General features: G+C 54.2%; 16 protein-coding genes and 1 tRNA gene. 6 read left to right on the top strand and 11 right to left on the bottom strand.

The window, feature by feature from the left end; genetic code table 11:
• Nucleotides 1–11: 11 nt before the first annotated feature.
• On the bottom strand, nucleotides 12–2,519 hold the full coding sequence (mdoH, locus tag FN633_RS05435) for a glucans biosynthesis glucosyltransferase MdoH (RefSeq protein WP_154057008.1): 2,508 nt from the start codon (nucleotides 2,517–2,519) through the stop codon (nucleotides 12–14).
• Nucleotides 2,512–4,047, bottom strand: a complete 1,536-nt coding sequence (mdoG, locus tag FN633_RS05430) for a glucans biosynthesis protein MdoG (RefSeq protein ID WP_154057007.1) — start codon at nucleotides 4,045–4,047, stop codon at nucleotides 2,512–2,514. The genes mdoH and mdoG overlap by 8 nt, the downstream gene beginning before the upstream one ends.
• A 271-nt stretch (nucleotides 4,048–4,318) precedes the next feature.
• Between mdoG and mdoC the strand changes: the two genes are divergently transcribed.
• Nucleotides 4,319–5,485, top strand: coding sequence for a glucans biosynthesis protein MdoC (gene mdoC, locus FN633_RS05425; RefSeq protein WP_154057006.1), 1,167 nt, complete (start codon nucleotides 4,319–4,321; stop codon nucleotides 5,483–5,485).
• On the opposite strand, the gene FN633_RS05420 is transcribed toward mdoC, so the two are convergent.
• From FN633_RS05420 to csgB, 5 genes are all read right to left on the bottom strand, one after another.
• Nucleotides 5,482–6,969 carry a phospholipase D family protein gene (locus tag FN633_RS05420; RefSeq protein WP_154057005.1) on the bottom strand — a complete coding sequence of 496 codons (1,488 nt, stop codon included), beginning with the start codon at nucleotides 6,967–6,969 and terminating at the stop codon, nucleotides 5,482–5,484. The two genes, mdoC and FN633_RS05420, sit on opposite strands and share 4 nt — an antisense overlap.
• A complete protein-coding gene (gene ymdB / locus FN633_RS05415; RefSeq protein WP_042392674.1) occupies nucleotides 6,902–7,444 on the bottom strand; it encodes an O-acetyl-ADP-ribose deacetylase in 543 nt (180 codons plus the stop codon). Before ymdB ends, FN633_RS05420 begins: the two co-directional genes overlap by 68 nt.
• A 133-nt stretch (nucleotides 7,445–7,577) precedes the next feature.
• Nucleotides 7,578–7,898, bottom strand: coding sequence for a curli assembly chaperone CsgC (gene csgC, locus FN633_RS05410; RefSeq protein ID WP_154057004.1), 321 nt, complete (start codon nucleotides 7,896–7,898; stop codon nucleotides 7,578–7,580).
• Between the two features lie 57 nt (nucleotides 7,899–7,955).
• The gene (gene csgA, locus FN633_RS05405; protein WP_042392668.1) at nucleotides 7,956–8,390 is read right to left on the bottom strand and encodes a curli major subunit CsgA; all 435 of its coding nucleotides are present in this window, start codon (nucleotides 8,388–8,390) and stop codon (nucleotides 7,956–7,958) included.
• A 42-nt stretch (nucleotides 8,391–8,432) separates the two neighbouring features.
• Nucleotides 8,433–8,888, bottom strand: a complete 456-nt coding sequence (csgB, locus tag FN633_RS05400; protein ID WP_154057003.1) for a curli minor subunit CsgB — start codon at nucleotides 8,886–8,888, stop codon at nucleotides 8,433–8,435.
• Nucleotides 8,889–9,642: 754 nt separating this feature from the next.
• Here csgB and csgD point away from each other — a divergent pair.
• From csgD to csgG, 4 genes are read left to right on the top strand one after another with little or no spacing between them, the layout of a single operon-like run.
• Nucleotides 9,643–10,293 (top strand): biofilm master transcriptional regulator CsgD, encoded by a 651-nt coding sequence (gene csgD / locus FN633_RS05395; RefSeq protein ID WP_042392665.1) that lies wholly within the window; start codon nucleotides 9,643–9,645, stop codon nucleotides 10,291–10,293.
• A gap of 4 nt (nucleotides 10,294–10,297) precedes the next feature.
• Entirely contained in the window at nucleotides 10,298–10,687 is a 390-nt protein-coding gene (csgE, locus tag FN633_RS05390; RefSeq protein ID WP_103819494.1) for a curli production assembly/transport protein CsgE, read from the top strand.
• A gap of 29 nt (nucleotides 10,688–10,716) precedes the next feature.
• The gene (gene csgF, locus FN633_RS05385; RefSeq protein ID WP_154057002.1) at nucleotides 10,717–11,133 is read left to right on the top strand and encodes a curli production assembly/transport protein CsgF; all 417 of its coding nucleotides are present in this window, start codon (nucleotides 10,717–10,719) and stop codon (nucleotides 11,131–11,133) included.
• A gap of 33 nt (nucleotides 11,134–11,166) precedes the next feature.
• Nucleotides 11,167–12,000 carry a curli production assembly/transport protein CsgG gene (csgG, locus tag FN633_RS05380; protein WP_042392658.1) on the top strand — a complete coding sequence of 278 codons (834 nt, stop codon included), beginning with the start codon at nucleotides 11,167–11,169 and terminating at the stop codon, nucleotides 11,998–12,000.
• A 31-nt stretch (nucleotides 12,001–12,031) separates the two neighbouring features.
• On the opposite strand, the gene FN633_RS05375 is transcribed toward csgG, so the two are convergent.
• From FN633_RS05375 to ghrA, 4 genes are all read right to left on the bottom strand, one after another.
• Nucleotides 12,032–12,523 carry a DUF1097 domain-containing protein gene (locus FN633_RS05375; protein WP_208673960.1) on the bottom strand — a complete coding sequence of 164 codons (492 nt, stop codon included), beginning with the start codon at nucleotides 12,521–12,523 and terminating at the stop codon, nucleotides 12,032–12,034.
• 101 nt (nucleotides 12,524–12,624) lie between these two features.
• Nucleotides 12,625–13,179 carry a TorD/DmsD family molecular chaperone gene (locus FN633_RS05370; protein ID WP_154057000.1) on the bottom strand — a complete coding sequence of 185 codons (555 nt, stop codon included), beginning with the start codon at nucleotides 13,177–13,179 and terminating at the stop codon, nucleotides 12,625–12,627.
• A gap of 20 nt (nucleotides 13,180–13,199) precedes the next feature.
• Nucleotides 13,200–13,937 carry a phosphatase gene (locus FN633_RS05365; RefSeq protein WP_042392650.1) on the bottom strand — a complete coding sequence of 246 codons (738 nt, stop codon included), beginning with the start codon at nucleotides 13,935–13,937 and terminating at the stop codon, nucleotides 13,200–13,202.
• Nucleotides 13,938–14,006: 69 nt separating this feature from the next.
• Nucleotides 14,007–14,945 (bottom strand): glyoxylate/hydroxypyruvate reductase GhrA, encoded by a 939-nt coding sequence (gene ghrA / locus FN633_RS05360; protein WP_154056999.1) that lies wholly within the window; start codon nucleotides 14,943–14,945, stop codon nucleotides 14,007–14,009.
• A 241-nt stretch (nucleotides 14,946–15,186) separates the two neighbouring features.
• Here ghrA and FN633_RS05355 point away from each other — a divergent pair.
• Nucleotides 15,187–15,274 (top strand) — tRNA-Ser (locus tag FN633_RS05355).
• The last annotated feature ends 155 nt before the right edge of the window (nucleotides 15,275–15,429 follow it).

Below are 15,429 nucleotides of genomic sequence, written 5' to 3'. Positions count from 1 at the left end.
ACATTAAGCAGTTATTTCGTTTTCAACGCGTCGTATTCGCTAATCCATGAGGAGTAGCGCTCCGGCGAAGACCAGACCCGGTAGTGCATACGTGACATTGTCACCGGATCGCTCAGCAGCACCAGACGGCGGTCGCGGGTGAGCTTGTCCGGCGTCTCGTTCAGCGCCTGCTCAACGTGGCGATCGCGGGCAATCTCCAGCACCTGGCTTGCCCGGTGACGGGCGGTTGCCATGGCGGTGGCCAGTGCATTATACGACGGGTTAAATACCGCGTGCATAAAGCCATTTTCCAGCGAACGCGCACGGTTCAGCGTCAGGTACCTGTCGGTATCCACCAGCACCTGCGGCGGAGAATACTCTTCCGGGATCAGGAACAGCTTCCAGCGCTTGGTACGCAGGCCCACCGTCGCCCGGCTCGAAATGACCGAGACAAACGGGGAGAGGATCAGCGAGACGACGATCGGTGCCAGCCAGAACAGGAAGCGCAGATCCAGCCACGCCATGCCGATTGCCCACACCAGGCCAAGCAGCATCTGCGAGCCGTGACGCATAAACGCCTCGCCCCACGGGGTAGAGTCATCGTCACGCTGGGGTGAGTTCCAGACCACTTCCCAGCCGAGGAACGCGCTGACCACGAACACGGTGTGGAACAGCATACGCACCGGGGCCAGCAGCACGGAGAACAGCACCTCCAGCAACAGCGACGCCGTCACGCGCAGGAATCCACCGTACTCTTTCGTGCCTTTGCACCAGATAAGGATAATGCTCAGCAGCTTCGGCAGGAACAGCAGCACCATGGTCGAGGCAAAGAGCGCGATCGCCAGTTCAGGACGCCACTGCGGCCAGACCGGGAACAGCTGACGCGGCTGCAGGAAGTACTGCGGCTCGGTCAGGGCGTGAACCACCTGCAGCGCCGTGGAGAGCGCGAGGAACATAAACCACAGCGGCGCAGAGAGGTAGGACATCACCCCGGTCAGGAACACCGCGCGGTGTACCGGGTGCATCCCTTTTACCAGGAACAGGCGGAAGTTCATCAGGTTACCGTGGCACCAGCGGCGGTCGCGTTTCAGCTCATCCAGCAGGTTCGGTGGCAACTCCTCATAGGAGCCAGGCAGATCGTAGGCGATCCACACCCCCCAACCGGCGCGGCGCATCAGAGCCGCCTCGACGAAGTCGTGAGAGAGGATAGAGCCTGCAAACGAGCCCTCGCCCGGCAGCGGAGCCAGCGCACAGTGCTCAATGAACGGCTGCACGCGGATGATGGCATTGTGACCCCAGTAGTGCGACTCCCCAAGCTGCCAGAAGTGCAGACCGGCGGTAAACAGTGGGCCATAAACGCGGGTAGCAAACTGCTGGCAACGCGCGTAAAGGGTATCCATACCGGACGCGCGTGGCGACGACTGAATAATACCGGCGTTCGGGTTAGCCTCCATCAGACGCACCAGGCCACACAGGCAGTCACCGGTCATCACGGAGTCTGCATCCAGCACCACCATGTAGCTGTACTGGCTGCCCCAGCGGCGGCAGAAGTCATCGATGTTACCGCTTTTACGCTTCACGCGGCGGCGACGACGACGATAGAAGATCTGCCCTTCGCCCTGCACCTCGGCAATCAGCTCCATCCACGCCTTTTGCTCTGCTACGCAGATATCGGGGTTGTAGCTGTCGCTGAGAATATAGACGTCGAAGTGCTCGGCGTTACCCGTTGCCTTTACCGACTCCCATGTCGCACGCAGACCGGCGAAGACGCGATCGACGTCCTCGTTACAGATCGGCATGATCAGCGCGGTACGGTGCTGCGGGTTGAGCGCCTCATCCCCAACCGTAGACGCTGAAATGCTGTATTTGTCGCGACCGATCAGCAGCTGAAGGAAGCCCATCAGCGCCGTCCAGAAGCCGGCCGACACCCAGCAGAAGAGCACCGCAAAGAGGATCAGGATCCCGGTTTGCAGCACATAGGGCAGAAGCTGCATAAAGGAGACAAGCAGATCCTGGCCCATCATATCTTCCGGGGCGATTAGCGCCCAGCCCTGATACGGGAGAATGGTTTTCATATACCACGTGGCCACCACCGTCTGGGCGATAGTCAGCAGCAGCAGAATGTAACGGCGGATGGACCCCACCGCACGCCACTTCTGCTCGTTGGCCTGCTGCTCTTTCGTCAGACGGGACAGGTAGCGCGGCGGCACGTCGCGACCGCGCAGACGGTCCCAGAAGCGGCCGATCGGGTTGGTGCGCCACGGATCGGGGAACATTGAGGAGCGCTTCGCCTCAGGCATCGCCTTCAACTGGGTACGCCCTTCATCGTCCTTGATCAGTTGGCCTTCCGCCAGCGAATCCGGCCATTGGTGTTCAAGACGCGCCTGCACTGAACCCAGCGGGCTGTCATCGTCCCGCTCATAGCGACGATGCTCAGCATCCAGCGCTTCGTGCACGGCGCGCAGATCCGTTGTCGGCAGCGCCGCTTTCCCCTCAGCGGAAAGCGACAGCGCGTCGATATACTCAGTTGTCTTATTCATTGGCAGGTAGCTGATAGCTCCAGGTTTCACTCAGCGGCTGCTCGGCATTCACCAGCGCAGCACGCATATCGGTCGTCTTTTTCTGGTCTTTAACCTTAACGCGCAAGGTTAAACGCCATCCCTGAGTGACCGGGTTATAGCGCACAACGTTTTCAACGATTTCACCGTTATCACCGATGCTGACCTGGGCAGTAACCGGGGTGTCCTGCGCCAGTTTTTTCATCTCTTCACCGGTGAAGTCGACGACAAATGCCAGGGTACCGTCCGGCTGGCGGATCAGGTTGGACTGTTTGACATCGCCGGTAGAGCGGCGCGTCTGCGTAACCCAGGCGTTATCCGGGGCGTGCAGTTTGTCTTCATCGCGGCTAAAGGTGATGGTGTACTTGAAGTTCATCTCTTTACCGGCTTCCGGCAGCTGATCCGGCGTCCAGTAGGCCACGATGTTGTCGTTGGTCTCATCGTTGGTCGGGATCTCTACCAGCTCAATTTTACCTTTGCCCCACTCGCCTTTCGGTGTGACCCAGGCGCTTGGACGCAGATCGTAGCGATCGTCGATATCTTCGAAGCGGCTAAACTCACGGCCACGCTGCAGCAGGCCAAAGCCCTGCGGGTTTTCCATGGCATAGCTGCTCACGGCCAGGTGTTTCGGGTTGTTCAGCGGACGCCAGATCCACTCGCCGTTGCCGGCATGCATCGAGAGGCCGTTGGAGTCATGCAGCTCCGGGCGATAGTTAGTTGCCGGTGACGGCTGGTTTGGCCCAAACAGGAACATACTGGTCAGCGGGGCGACGCCCAGCTTGCCGACTTTATCGCGCAGATAGACTTTTGACTGCACGTCCACCACGGTGTCACGGCCCGGGATCACCACAAACCGGTAAGCGCCGGTTGCACGCGGAGAATCCAGCAATGCATAGATGGTCAGACGCTTGTCGGTAGGCTTTGGACGCTCAACCCAGAACTCGCGGAAGTGTGGAAACTCTTCGCCGGACGGCAGCGCGGTATCAATGGCGAGACCACGGGCAGAGAGACCGTAGACCTGACCGGCTCCGATCACGCGGAAGTAGCTCGCCCCCAGCATGCTGACAATTTCATCGTTCTTGTCTTTGCTGTTGATGGGATAGAGAACCTTAAAGCCGGCGAAGCCTAAATCTTTGACCGTATCCTTGTCATGCTGGACGTTGCCAAAATTGAAATAGTCCGGATTGTACTTGATCTTATGCACGGCCGAGGCCGTCACTTCATTGACGGTCACGGGCAGGTCGAAGTACATACCCTGGTGATAGAACTCAAGCTTGAATGGGGTTTTAACGTTGTTCCAATACGCTTTGTCGTGATTGAATTGAATCTGCTGATAGTCCGCGTATTTCATGTCGCGGAAGACAGAGGGCAGGTTGCTTTTCGGGGCTTCATAGCCTTTTGCGGCTAATGACTGCGCCTGTTTTGCTACGTCATCGATGTTAAAGGCCCAACCCGATGAAGAGTACAGGGATAACAGCACCGCTGCGCCTAACCAACGCATTTTCATCACTTGTAGATTATGTTTCATAGTAACTAAGCACTTCCCCCTTTGTGTGCTTAAATCGATCCGATCTATTTTAATGGTATTTCAGGCAATCCGACAACTTAATCCCCGCTTTGTTCAGCCGCTGGCTCAGTGGATAAGCAAATAAAAGCAACACCTTGCCAATTGCGTGTTTATCCTGGAGACAGGCTGCGACGCTTAGTGTAGGGTTGCCAACGAATGTAATCATAACTGGTCTTAGGGATAAGACGATAAGTCTGATATTGCACGGAGTGATATGAGTAAACTACCCGCACAGCGCGAATACTTTCTTGACTCCATTCGCGCATGGCTGATGCTGCTAGGCATCCCCTTTCATATCTCATTAATCTACTCTAGCCACGTCTGGCACGTGAACAGTGCTGCGCCTTCGTGGTGGCTGACCCTGTTCAACGACTTTATCCACGCCTTTCGGATGCAGGTCTTCTTTGTTATCTCGGGCTACTTCTCGTATATGCTCTATCTGCGCTATCCCATGAAGCGCTGGTGGAAAGTGCGCGTCGAGCGTGTGGGCATCCCGATGCTGACCGCTATCCCGCTGTTAACGCTGCCGCAGTTTCTGATGCTGCAGCACGTCAAGGGCAAGGCCGACAGCTGGCACACCCTCTCTATTTACGACAAGTATAATACCTTAGTCTGGGATCTGGTTTCTCACCTCTGGTTTTTACTGGTGCTGGTGGTGCTCACTACGCTTGGGCTGGTACTGTTTCGCAAGCTTAAGCAGGCCGTTGCGGCTAACCCGGACGCGCTGCTTAGCCAGCTTAACCTACCAAAGTTGACGCTGATATTTCTGCTGCTCGGCGTGCTGTATGCTGCGTTCCGCCGTACGCTGCTGGTGCTCTATCCGCCTATTCTTAGCGATGGCCTGTTTAACTTTGCCGTTATGCAGACCCTGTTCTACCTGCCGTTTTTTGTGCTGGGGGCGCTAACCTTTATTACGCCTCGGCTCAAGGCGCTCTTTACTACGCCGTCGTGGGGCTGCACCCTGGGCGCGGCGCTGGCTTTCGTAGCCTATCTGCTTAACCAGCGCTACGGCAGCGGTGACGGGTGGATGTATGAGACGGAGAGTGTCATCACCATGGTGATGGGGCTGTGGATGGTAAACGTGGTCTTCTCGCTGGGGCATCGGCTGCTCAACTTCCAGTCGGCTCGCGTAACCTACTTCGTGAATGCGTCGCTGTTTATCTATTTGGTGCACCATCCGCTGACGCTGCTCTTTGGCGCATGGATTACGCCACATATTCACTCAAATACGCTGGGCTTTATCTGCGGGCTGATCTTTGTCGTGGGCTGTGCGATTGCTCTTTATGAAGTGCATTTGCGTATTCCGCTGCTGCGTTTTCTCTTCTCCGGCAAGCCGGAGGCGAACAAAGCGCAGCCAAAACAGGTGCGGAACCAGGGTTAGAGGAGCCACTCTACCGGCAGCCGAGAGGCTAATCGCACCAGCATCCGCTGCCAGAAGCGCGTTTTCGGCTCCTTCTTTAATACCTGCTCTTGACCGTCATGGATGTCGATCCAGTTAATTCGTCCCCAGCGGTCAAGACGCAGCTCCCATGCCGCATCGCGCTGGCTCTGCTGAAAACGTTTGTGGATCACCTTCGCCAGCGGCTCGCTCTCAATCACAAAACCCATCTCGGTGTTGAGCATGGCCGAGCGGGGATCGAAATTAAACGAGCCGATAAATACCTTCCCGCCATCAATGCTAAAGGTTTTAGCGTGCAGGCTGGAACCCGAGTTACCCGTCAGGCCGCGATCGTGTATATGTCGGCCCCCTTCCCGGGTGGGTTTTAGCTCATATAAGGCTACGCCGTGGCGCAGCAGCTTTTTACGCCAGCGTGCATAGCCCGCGTGCACCACTGCCACATCGTTCGCCGCTAGCGAGTTGGTCAGGATGGCAATTTTCACCCCTTTGCGCACCATCTGCAGCAGCTGCGCTACCCCGGCGCGGGTCGGGACGAAATAGGCGGAGATGATATCGATCTGCTCCTCCGGCATCCCCATCACCTTTACCAGACGCTGCGGCAATAGAGTATGCTCGCGTGCCCTGCCCTGCCCCTTGCGCGGATCGTCGCTTAGCAGGCGAGTTTTGGCCCACAGCATAGGCAGCGTTCCTGCCTCTAGCCGGGTGGAAAACTGGGTGGTTTCAAGCTTGGAGAGGTAGCGCCGCGCCGTTTCATCGTTATACCAGGACTCTGGCACCTGAATCTTGCCGTCGATATCGTCATCTTTAATATCGAGCACTTTCTCAAGCGTGGAAACCGACTGGCAGTTCCAGTAGCGTTCAAAGTCAGCCACAACGTCGCTTACCACCGGGCCAATTGCCAGCACATCAAGATCGGAGAAGAGCGGCTGCTCACCCGCGCCAAAGTAGGCGTCGCCAATGTTTCTGCCGCCCACGATAGTGACTTCACCATCGGCGGTGAAGCTTTTATTGTGCATGCGCCGGTTAAGGCGAGCAAAATCGGTTAGGTAGCCCAGCGATCTAAAGAGGCGAAACGAGAAGGGATTAAACAGACGAACATCGATATTGGCATGGGCATTGAGCTTGCGCAGAATATCGTCCAGCCCCTGGGTATTGTTATCGTCCAGCAGCAGACGAATTATCACGCCCCGCCGGGCTGCCTTAAGCAGCTGGGACAGCAGTAGCCGCCCGGACATATCGTCTTCCCAGATATAGTACTGAATGTCCAGGGTACGCTCGGCCATCTCAATCAGCCGGTAGCGAGCGGCAAAGGCATCAAGACTGTCATCCAGCGCCAGGATACCACACGTGTCGGGATGGGCCGCACGGGCGGGGGCGATAGCGCGCCCCAGCCGCGTACTATGCGTCTGGTTCGTCACCCTGCTGGGTGAGGAGTCGTTGATAAAGTCGGGTATTTTCATCGTCATAACAGACAAAGTATACCTGACCAATCGACGGATGCCGGGTTAGATAATCCGAAACCGTAGCGACAGCGATTTCTGCCGCCGCAGGTTTGGGAAAACCGTATATGCCGGTGCTGATAGCGGGGAACGCCACCGAGTGGTAGCCGTTGGCTTCGGCCAGCTTCAGGCTATTACGGTAGGCATCCTCCAGCAGCCGCTGCTCATGCTCTTCGCCGCCGCGCCAGATTGGCCCCACGGTGTGGATCACCGCCTTTGCCGGTAGCGCCCCGGCAAGGGTGATCACCGCATGCCCCGGTGGACACTCGCCCTGCTGCTCCCGCACGGCTTTACAGGCGGCCAGCAGCGCCGGCCCGGCGGCACGGTGGATAGCGCCATCGACGCCGCCTCCGCCCATTAAGGAGGGATTAGCCGCATTAACAATGACATCTACCTGTAATGTAGTGATGTCACCCTGAATAACCTCCATACGCGATTGCATATTTGCCTCTCTTATCTTATCGCTTTCAACTAAGTGTATAGCAGGGTGTGGCAGGCGGGAGAAATTACACGGCGCTCGGTCAGACTCTATAACGATACAGCAGATTGATTTTACACCGGATCTCGCTGCATTATTACTCAGCGGGCCACTGCTGTACGAGGTGCAGGGTATCGCCATCGGTCACGGTAACCACGACTTTAACCGTGTCTTTGGGCGAGATATTCATGCTCAGGCGGGCAAGTTTTGTCGGCTGGTTAGCTTGCAGCGTCAGGGTTTTTCGCTGCTGGGTATTGCTCTGTCCACTTACGCCCGCATGGACGGTGAGGATTTGGATCTGGCATACGCAGGGTTGGGTGACAACGACCTGGGGAGTAATGGTATAGATATCCTGCTGCCGCTCGGTCAGGAAAGTGATCTGGCTGGCCATGGCGGCAACGAAGAGCAAGGGATGCATAGCGACCTCCTGATAAAAAAACAGGGCCGAAGCCCTGTTTTTTCGCACCAGACAGAATTAGTACTGGTTAGCCGTTGCGTTGTTGCCGTAGCCAACCTGACGTACTTCTACGTAAGACTGAGATGCGGTCTGGTTAACCAGCGCGCCGTTAGCGGTACCGTATTGACGTACGTCGATATCAGAGTGGCGGCTATTCCACTGGTCGATAGTGGCGTTGTTACGAGAGCCGTTCTGGGACAGGCTGATAGAGCTGTCATCAGAACCCTGGCCTACGTCTGCGGCGTTACGTGAGCCATGCTGAGTCACGGTCAGATCGGAGTCACGCGCATCGGTCTGCAGAGCCAGTGCGGAGTTGTTGCTACCGTACTGGAAAATGCTTAATTCAGAGTTCGGGCCGCCGTAGCTGCCGCCACCATATTGACCAACGGAACCTGCGAAAGCGCTGCCGGAAATAACGATCGCTGCCAATGCTGCCACTTTAATGAATTTCATGGTTAACTCCCATCGGATTGATATATTAGTTTCACAACGGATTTAGCGTTGAATAACGCGAATAGCCATTTGTGATTGCCTCTGCACTACAACTGCCGTTTTTTGCGTACCATACTGCGTAATATTCGCTTTGTTACCCGAACCTTTCTGGATAATCATCGCGGTATTACCGTATGCACCTTGCGTTATACTTGCGTCATTACCACTGCCTGACTGATCGATATACGCAAAGTTATAGGCTCCTGCCTGATCAATTTTAGCCCGGTTACTCGCCCCTTCCTGGGAGATAACAGCGTGCATTTTAGATCCGTCCTGACGTAGCTGGGCGCTATTATTGGTACCGTCCTGGCCAATTATCGCAGCCTGATTGTAAGACGTTTTGCTCAATTCATTTACCGCAAAGTTATATTCTGACACAGCCAGATCATAACCTGACGCGGCGGCTATCCCAGGCGCACCCAGCATTGTTAACACCATAATCAACGTTCTGTTTTTCATGTTGTCACCTGGACCTGGAGTATTCTCACTGATGAATAATGTGCTCCGCTGTTATTAACGTATTTTTACATCCGTTAACGCTGCGTTACGGAAAAGAGTATGTAACGGTAAATATTAATAATATCTCACCCGCCAGTGGTATTTTTATCTCTATGTTCACCTTAAAGTACTAACGGTCTAAAAAAAGGATGGATAATGTAGAAAATAAATTGTTCCACATTCATTTGGTACAGGTTTGAGCGTTATAGCAACCGGAGATGAGTTATGCCTTGCTAGCATCCTTCTGGGGGTAGGCGTAAAAAAATTGTGGCTTTGCGATCATCAAAGCAAATTTTTCTTTCCCTTTCCTGCTTTTGATAACGCTGGCTCATAAAAAGATGACGCATAAAAAAAGCAAAATCGTGCAAAAGAAGATATATTTATAATAAAATCATAAAGTTAAAATAATTTGTATGATTTTTAAATGTGATGCAAAAGTATTAGTTTGTACAACTTTTCCATGAAAATTAAACATCAAAAAAAGCACAAAATAACATTTTAAAATTTATTTTTACATTTTGCTACACGTTTAACACTTGATTTAAGATTGGTAATAGCTAGATTGAAATCAGCAGTATGTTTGAGTTTTTGTTAAATTTTGCCCATAGGGCTCACTCTTATTGATTACACACAGCAGTGCAACATCTGTCAGTACTTCTGGATACCCAGTTATACCTGGGGAAAAAGACAGGTGTACCAACAAGCGGGGTTTATTATGTTTAATGAAGTCCAGAGTTTTCAAAGTCAGTCTATTCTGTTGATTACTAAACCTTCCTTACAGGCTGCCGCTCTACTGCAGCATCTGAAGCAGTCCCTCTCTCTTTCGGGGAAAGTGCATAATATTCAACGTTCTCTGGATGATATATCGCCCGGAAGCGTGATCCTGTTTGACATGATGGAGGCAGACAAAAAACTGATCCATTATTGGCAGGATAATTTAGGCAGGAAAAACAATGCCGTTAAGCTGCTATTGCTGAATACGCCTGACGAATACCCGTTCCGTGACATCGAAAGCTGGCCGCACATCAACGGCGTTTTCTATGTAACAGAAGATCAGTCCCGGGTGGTTGATGGCCTTCTTAGCGTGCAGCGTGGCGAGTGCTACTTCTCCCAAAAGCTCGCCAGCTACCTCATTACCCACTCCGGTAACTACCGTTACAACAGCTCCGAAGCCGCGCTGCTCACGCACCGGGAGAAGGAGATCCTCAATAAGCTGCGCATTGGCGCATCGAATAATGAGATCGCCCGCTCGCTGTTTATTAGCGAAAACACGGTAAAAACCCATCTCTACAATCTTTTCAAGAAGATATCCGTAAAAAATCGTACGCAGGCCGTCTCCTGGGCTAACGATAACCTCAGGCGATAACACCATGAAACGGTTCGTTGCATGGTTTGCAGCCGCAGGTCTTCTGCTGGCTGCCGGGAACCTGCGCGCTGTCGAGGTGGAAGTTCCCGGATTACTGACCGATCGTACGGTCTCGTCTGTAGGACACGATTTTTATCGTGCTTTTAGTGATAAATGGGAAAGCAGTTATACAGGGAACCTGAGTATCAATGAACGTCCCAGCGCGCGGTGGGGAAGCTGGATCACGATTACGGTCAATCAGGACGTCGTGTTTCAAACGTTTTTATTTCCCACTAAACGCGACTTTGACAGCAACGTTAATGCCGCGGTAGCGCAAACCCAGGAAGCACTGGATCGCCGGCAGATCGATCAAGCTCTGCTTGGTACTGGCGATCTGGCGCGAGATGAATTCTAAAACACGATAAATTTCTTTCGGAGGCTCACATGCGTATCGCCTGTGCCGTAGTCACGCTTTTGCTTGTCTCGCCGTCACTATTTGCGGCAAATATGACATTTCAGTTTCGTAACCCTAATTTTGGTGGCAACCCCAATAACGGCGCTTTTTTATTAAATAGCGCCCAGGCACAAAACTCCTATAAGGATCCGGACTACAACGATAATTATGGAATAGAGACACCCTCTGCGCTGGATAACTTTACCCAGGCAATTCAGTCGCAGGTGCTGGGAGGATTACTGACCAATATTAATACTGGCAAGCCGGGAAGAATGATCACCAGTGATTTTATTGTTGATATCGCTAATAACGATGGGCAGCTTCAGCTCAACGTAACAGATCGAAAAACCGGAAAAACATCCACTATAGAGGTGTCGGGTTTACAGAGTGGTTCAACCGACTTTTAAAGCACAGCTATCGTTTTTACAGGAATAATAATTATGCAGCGCTTACTCACCATACTGGCTGTCTGTTTACTCAGCGGATGCTTAACGGCTCCACCGAAAGAAGCAGCGAAACCAACATTAATGCCTCGGGCTCAGAGTTATCAAGATTTAACCCATCTGCCGATGCCAACCGGTAAGATATTTGTCTCTGTTTATAATATTCAGGATGAAACCGGACAGTTTAAAGCCTATCCGGCGAGTAACTTCTCCACTGCTGTCCCGCAGAGCGCCACGTCTATGCTGGTTACGGCGCTGAAGGATTCGCGCTGGTTTATTCCGCTTGAGCGTCAGGGGCTGCAGAACCTGCTTAACGAGCGGAAGATCATCCGTGCTGCACAGGAGAACGGCACGGTGGCGGTCAATAACCGTTTCCCGCTCCAGTCTTTGACTGCGGCTAACGTGATGGTCGAAGGCTCGATTATCGGCTACGAGAGCAACGTGAAGTCCGGTGGAGTGGGTGCGCGTTACTTTGGCATCGGGGCTGACACCCAGTACCAGCTTGACCAGGTCGCGGTTAACCTGCGCGTGGTCAACGTGAGTACCGGGGAGATCCTGTCGTCGGTCAACACCAGCAAGACGATCCTCTCTTATGAGGTGCAGGCCGGGGTGTTCCGCTTCATTGACTACCAGCGTCTGTTAGAGGGTGAAGTCGGCTTTACCGCGAACGAACCCGTTATGCTCTGTCTGATGTCAGCGATTGAAACCGGGGTGATCTACCTGATCAACGATGGCATCGATCGTGGACTGTGGGATCTGCAAAACAAGGCAGAGAGCGAAGATCCGGTTCTGGTGAAATACCGCCATATGGCGACGCCGCCAGAGTCCTAATCGCGCTTGAGCACTATCAAAGCGTGGCGGATCACTCCGCCGCGCTTTTTTTTGCGCTGGAATTTGCCGCTCTGTCGCGCCATGCCGCCAGCCACAGGCCGCTATTTTTCATGGCGTAGCCAAACAGAAGCCCAACGGCCAGCGAGGGAACCACCGTTCGCCAGTCGCCTTGGGCGGCAAAGGTGGCACAGGCACCGATAAACGTACCGGGAACAAAGGAGAGCAGCAGGTTTTTCGCCTGGATGCACATCAGGAAGGCCACGACGCCGGTAAGCATGTAGCTGACAATGCTGAGATGCGGGCTTAACGCACTGCCATACATAATCACCTGCGCCCAGGCGACGCCGCTCATGACGGTAAAGGCAGAGATCAGCAGGCCTTTTACCCCACCCTGCGGGCAGGCGAAATAGGCTGTACAGCCAAGAAAACCGGCCCAGCTCAGCAGGCCCAGTGAGACGGCAACCCAGCCCCAAAGACCGGAGAGAATGCCCGTCGTTAATGCAATTGAGAAGAGTATGTTCATGGCGCGCATCTTAGCAGATGCACGCCATTGAAATGAGATCGCTCGCACGTTATTTGCAAGCGATCGACATGAGTTACATTTTATTTGTGATTTACATCACATTATTCTACGGACTCTTCTTCAAGCTCATCCCACATGGCGGCGATGGCATCTCGGGTAAGCCCTGCCAGGGTGCGCCAAAACGGTGTTACCGCATGGGCCTCAACCTTGCCAAGGAACGTTCCGCACCACGGCAGCAGGTAGTCAGCAAAGAGTGTTTCCAGGGCCTCACTCTCATCCTCGGCTGCATTATCCTCCAGCCAGGAGGCGGCCAGCAGCAGCGTACCAATGTGATCGGCTGGCGCATCGGACAGCGGCATGCCCCGGGCGGTTAAAAAGGCCCGCACCTCTGCTTCGTTTGTCCCCTCCTGCCACGCGCTGCGATATGGCGCGACGCTGCACGCCTCGCCGACAAACAGGGCCTGGTAGTCCGTCGCCAGGGCCGGATCGTCAACGCTTTTCTGCAGGCGGGCAAGCAGCTCATCCTGCTCCAGCGGCCAATTTGCCGCCAGCTTACCGTCGCGGATCAACGCAAAGAGCGGGACCAAAACCGGATCCTCAGGCTGGCGGTAGTAGAGTGAGCCAAGCACGCGGCAGAGGATTGAAAACTCGTTCATTATAGGTTCCGTGATAAAAATTAAAGTTCAGCAAACTCATCGATCGGCGGCATCCCGCGCGATTCAAGGAAGTTTAACAGGCGGCGCGGCGAGACGTTAAGGATCCGATCTTCCGGAAAATCGACGTCATCCAGCACCTTGCGACACTCGGTAAAATCACCCAGCGAAAAAGCGGTGTGCGAATCGGATCCCAACGCCACCCAACCTCCCGCGTCACGCACGGCTGCGGCAATGGCACGGCAGTTTGCCTCGCTGCCTTTACGCGAGTGAAGGAAAGAGGAGTTGTTGATCTCCAGGGCGACATCATACTTCGCGGCGGCGGCGGCAATCGCGGGAATATCAACAGGATACTTCGGGTTGCCCGGGTGGCTAATAATATGCACGTTACCGCTGGCCATGGTAGCAATCATTGCCTCGGTATGGGTCGCCCGATCCTGTGGCGCGAATACCGGCTCATGGAAACCGGCAATGATCAGATCCAGCGCGGGAAGCATCGGCCCGGTGCAGTCAATTTCACCGGCGGTGTTTTTGATGTTGGCCTCGATACCGCGCAGGATCCCTACCCCATCCACCAGCCGTGGCCAGATCCGCATATTCACAAAGTGCCAGTAGTGCGGGGCATCGGCCATATCCGGGCCGTGATCGGTGATAGCAAAAAGCTTAAGGCCTTTGCTTTTGGCTATCGCAATATAGTCGTGGAGGGTGCTGTAGGCGTGGGTGCTGGCGACGGTGTGCATGTGCAGGTCAACGGGGTACATGACGCTCTCCTCTGTTAATGACGCTCAAGGATAACAGGAATTATTACCCTTTTTAATGAAAACCCGGGGCTAGTAGCCGCGAGTCCGGTCAACCTGGCCGGTTACCGGCTCGCCCTGTTCCAGCTTGCTAATCGTACGGGCAATATAGTCGATCGCTTCATTAGGCCGCGTGACCGCAGCGATGTGCGGGGTCATCGCCACGCGGGGATGCGCCCACAGTGGGCTGCTGGCCGGGAGCGGCTCTTTACTGAAGACGTCCAGCATCGCCCCTTTCAGCTTACCGCTCTCCAGAGCCTTGAGGAGATCGTCTTCCACCACGTGCACGCCGCGCGCCAGATTAAGCAGATAAGCGTTATCCGCCAGCTGGTTCAGCAGCGATACATTAATGATGCCTCGAGTCTCTGATGTATTAGGCAAGAGGTTAATCAAGACGCGGGTGTCTTGCAGGAAATGGCCCAGTTCGTTTTCGCCGGCAAAGCTTTCAACGCCAGGCCAGGATTTACGGCTACGGCTCCAGCAGCGCAGCGGGAATCCCCACGCTTGCAGGCTTTCGGCTACCTTTGAGCCCAGCACACCTGCGCCGAGAATGCCGATGGTAAAATCTTCACGCTGATACTCATCCAGCTCCTGCCAGCGGGCCTGCTGCTTCTGGGCCTGGTAATCATCGAAGCGGCGGAACCAGTGCAGGACCTGGCTCACGGCATACTCCTGCATCTGCAATGCCATGCCGGTATCTTCGAGGCGAAACAGCGGAATACTTTCAGGGAGCATATCCGGGTGGGCATTAAGCTGGCTCAGGATAGAGTCAACGCCTGCGCCAAGGGCAAACACGGCTTTCAGGCTACGACCCTGAAGCATTTCGACTGGCGGATGCCAGACCAGGGCATAGTCTGCGGGTTCATTATCGCCCGGCTTCCACTCACGGACTTGGGCATCGGGAAGTGCCTGAGAGAGTTTATCCAGCCAAAATTGCGTATCGAAAGACGGATGATAGAAGATGATATCCATACTGACTCCAGATGCATTCATGCGATGGTTTAGTTAAAGCGTTATCTATTGATGAGGATAACAAATTTGTTCCAGTGACAGGGATAAAGGTGGCTGATGATAAAAAAAACAGTTCCTGGATATTTAGAAAGCACGTTGCTTGAAGTTTGTCTAAACGCGCTAAATTATTGAAAAGGGGATTGACGATGAACCCGGATTTCCCTACATTAGCGCCGTCCCAGCGATGCTGGGAAGACAATATGGTGAGGTGTCCGAGTGGCTGAAGGAGCACGCCTGGAAAGTGTGTATACGGCAACGTATCGAGGGTTCGAACCCCTCCCTCACCGCCATATTCGAAGAGAAGCTCGCATGCAAATGCGGGCTTTTTTTTCGCATGTTGCACCCCACCGGCGGGATGAGAACCTCCGACCGGGGTTCGACAACGGGCATTTGCCCGTTGGACAGACCGGCAGCGCAGCGAGTCAATCCCCCTTCACCCCTTGTC

Origin of the sequence: Pseudescherichia vulneris (assembly GCF_902164725.1) — a bacterium.
In the GTDB taxonomy this organism is placed as follows: Bacteria; Pseudomonadota; Gammaproteobacteria; order Enterobacterales; family Enterobacteriaceae; genus Pseudescherichia; species Pseudescherichia vulneris.
The sequence above is the reverse complement of the archived record's forward strand: the minus strand, read 5'-3'. Positions and strand labels throughout refer to the sequence as shown.

Coding starts and splice junctions, on each gene's coding strand:
- mdoH (WP_154057008.1), bottom strand. CDS start 2,519: ATGAATAAGACAACTGAGTATATCGACGCGCTGTCGCTTTCCGCTGAG.
- mdoC (WP_154057006.1), top strand. CDS start 4,319: ATGAGTAAACTACCCGCACAGCGCGAATACTTTCTTGACTCCATTCGC.
- FN633_RS05420 (WP_154057005.1), bottom strand. CDS start 6,969: ATGACGATGAAAATACCCGACTTTATCAACGACTCCTCACCCAGCAGG.
- ymdB (WP_042392674.1), bottom strand. CDS start 7,444: ATGCAATCGCGTATGGAGGTTATTCAGGGTGACATCACTACATTACAG.
- csgC (WP_154057004.1), bottom strand. CDS start 7,898: ATGCATCCCTTGCTCTTCGTTGCCGCCATGGCCAGCCAGATCACTTTC.
- csgA (WP_042392668.1), bottom strand. CDS start 8,390: ATGAAATTCATTAAAGTGGCAGCATTGGCAGCGATCGTTATTTCCGGC.
- csgB (WP_154057003.1), bottom strand. CDS start 8,888: ATGAAAAACAGAACGTTGATTATGGTGTTAACAATGCTGGGTGCGCCT.
- csgD (WP_042392665.1), top strand. CDS start 9,643: ATGTTTAATGAAGTCCAGAGTTTTCAAAGTCAGTCTATTCTGTTGATT.
- csgE (WP_103819494.1), top strand. CDS start 10,298: ATGAAACGGTTCGTTGCATGGTTTGCAGCCGCAGGTCTTCTGCTGGCT.
- csgF (WP_154057002.1), top strand. CDS start 10,717: ATGCGTATCGCCTGTGCCGTAGTCACGCTTTTGCTTGTCTCGCCGTCA.
- csgG (WP_042392658.1), top strand. CDS start 11,167: ATGCAGCGCTTACTCACCATACTGGCTGTCTGTTTACTCAGCGGATGC.
- FN633_RS05375 (WP_208673960.1), bottom strand. CDS start 12,523: ATGAACATACTCTTCTCAATTGCATTAACGACGGGCATTCTCTCCGGT.
- FN633_RS05370 (WP_154057000.1), bottom strand. CDS start 13,179: ATGAACGAGTTTTCAATCCTCTGCCGCGTGCTTGGCTCACTCTACTAC.
- FN633_RS05365 (WP_042392650.1), bottom strand. CDS start 13,937: ATGTACCCCGTTGACCTGCACATGCACACCGTCGCCAGCACCCACGCC.
- ghrA (WP_154056999.1), bottom strand. CDS start 14,945: ATGGATATCATCTTCTATCATCCGTCTTTCGATACGCAATTTTGGCTG.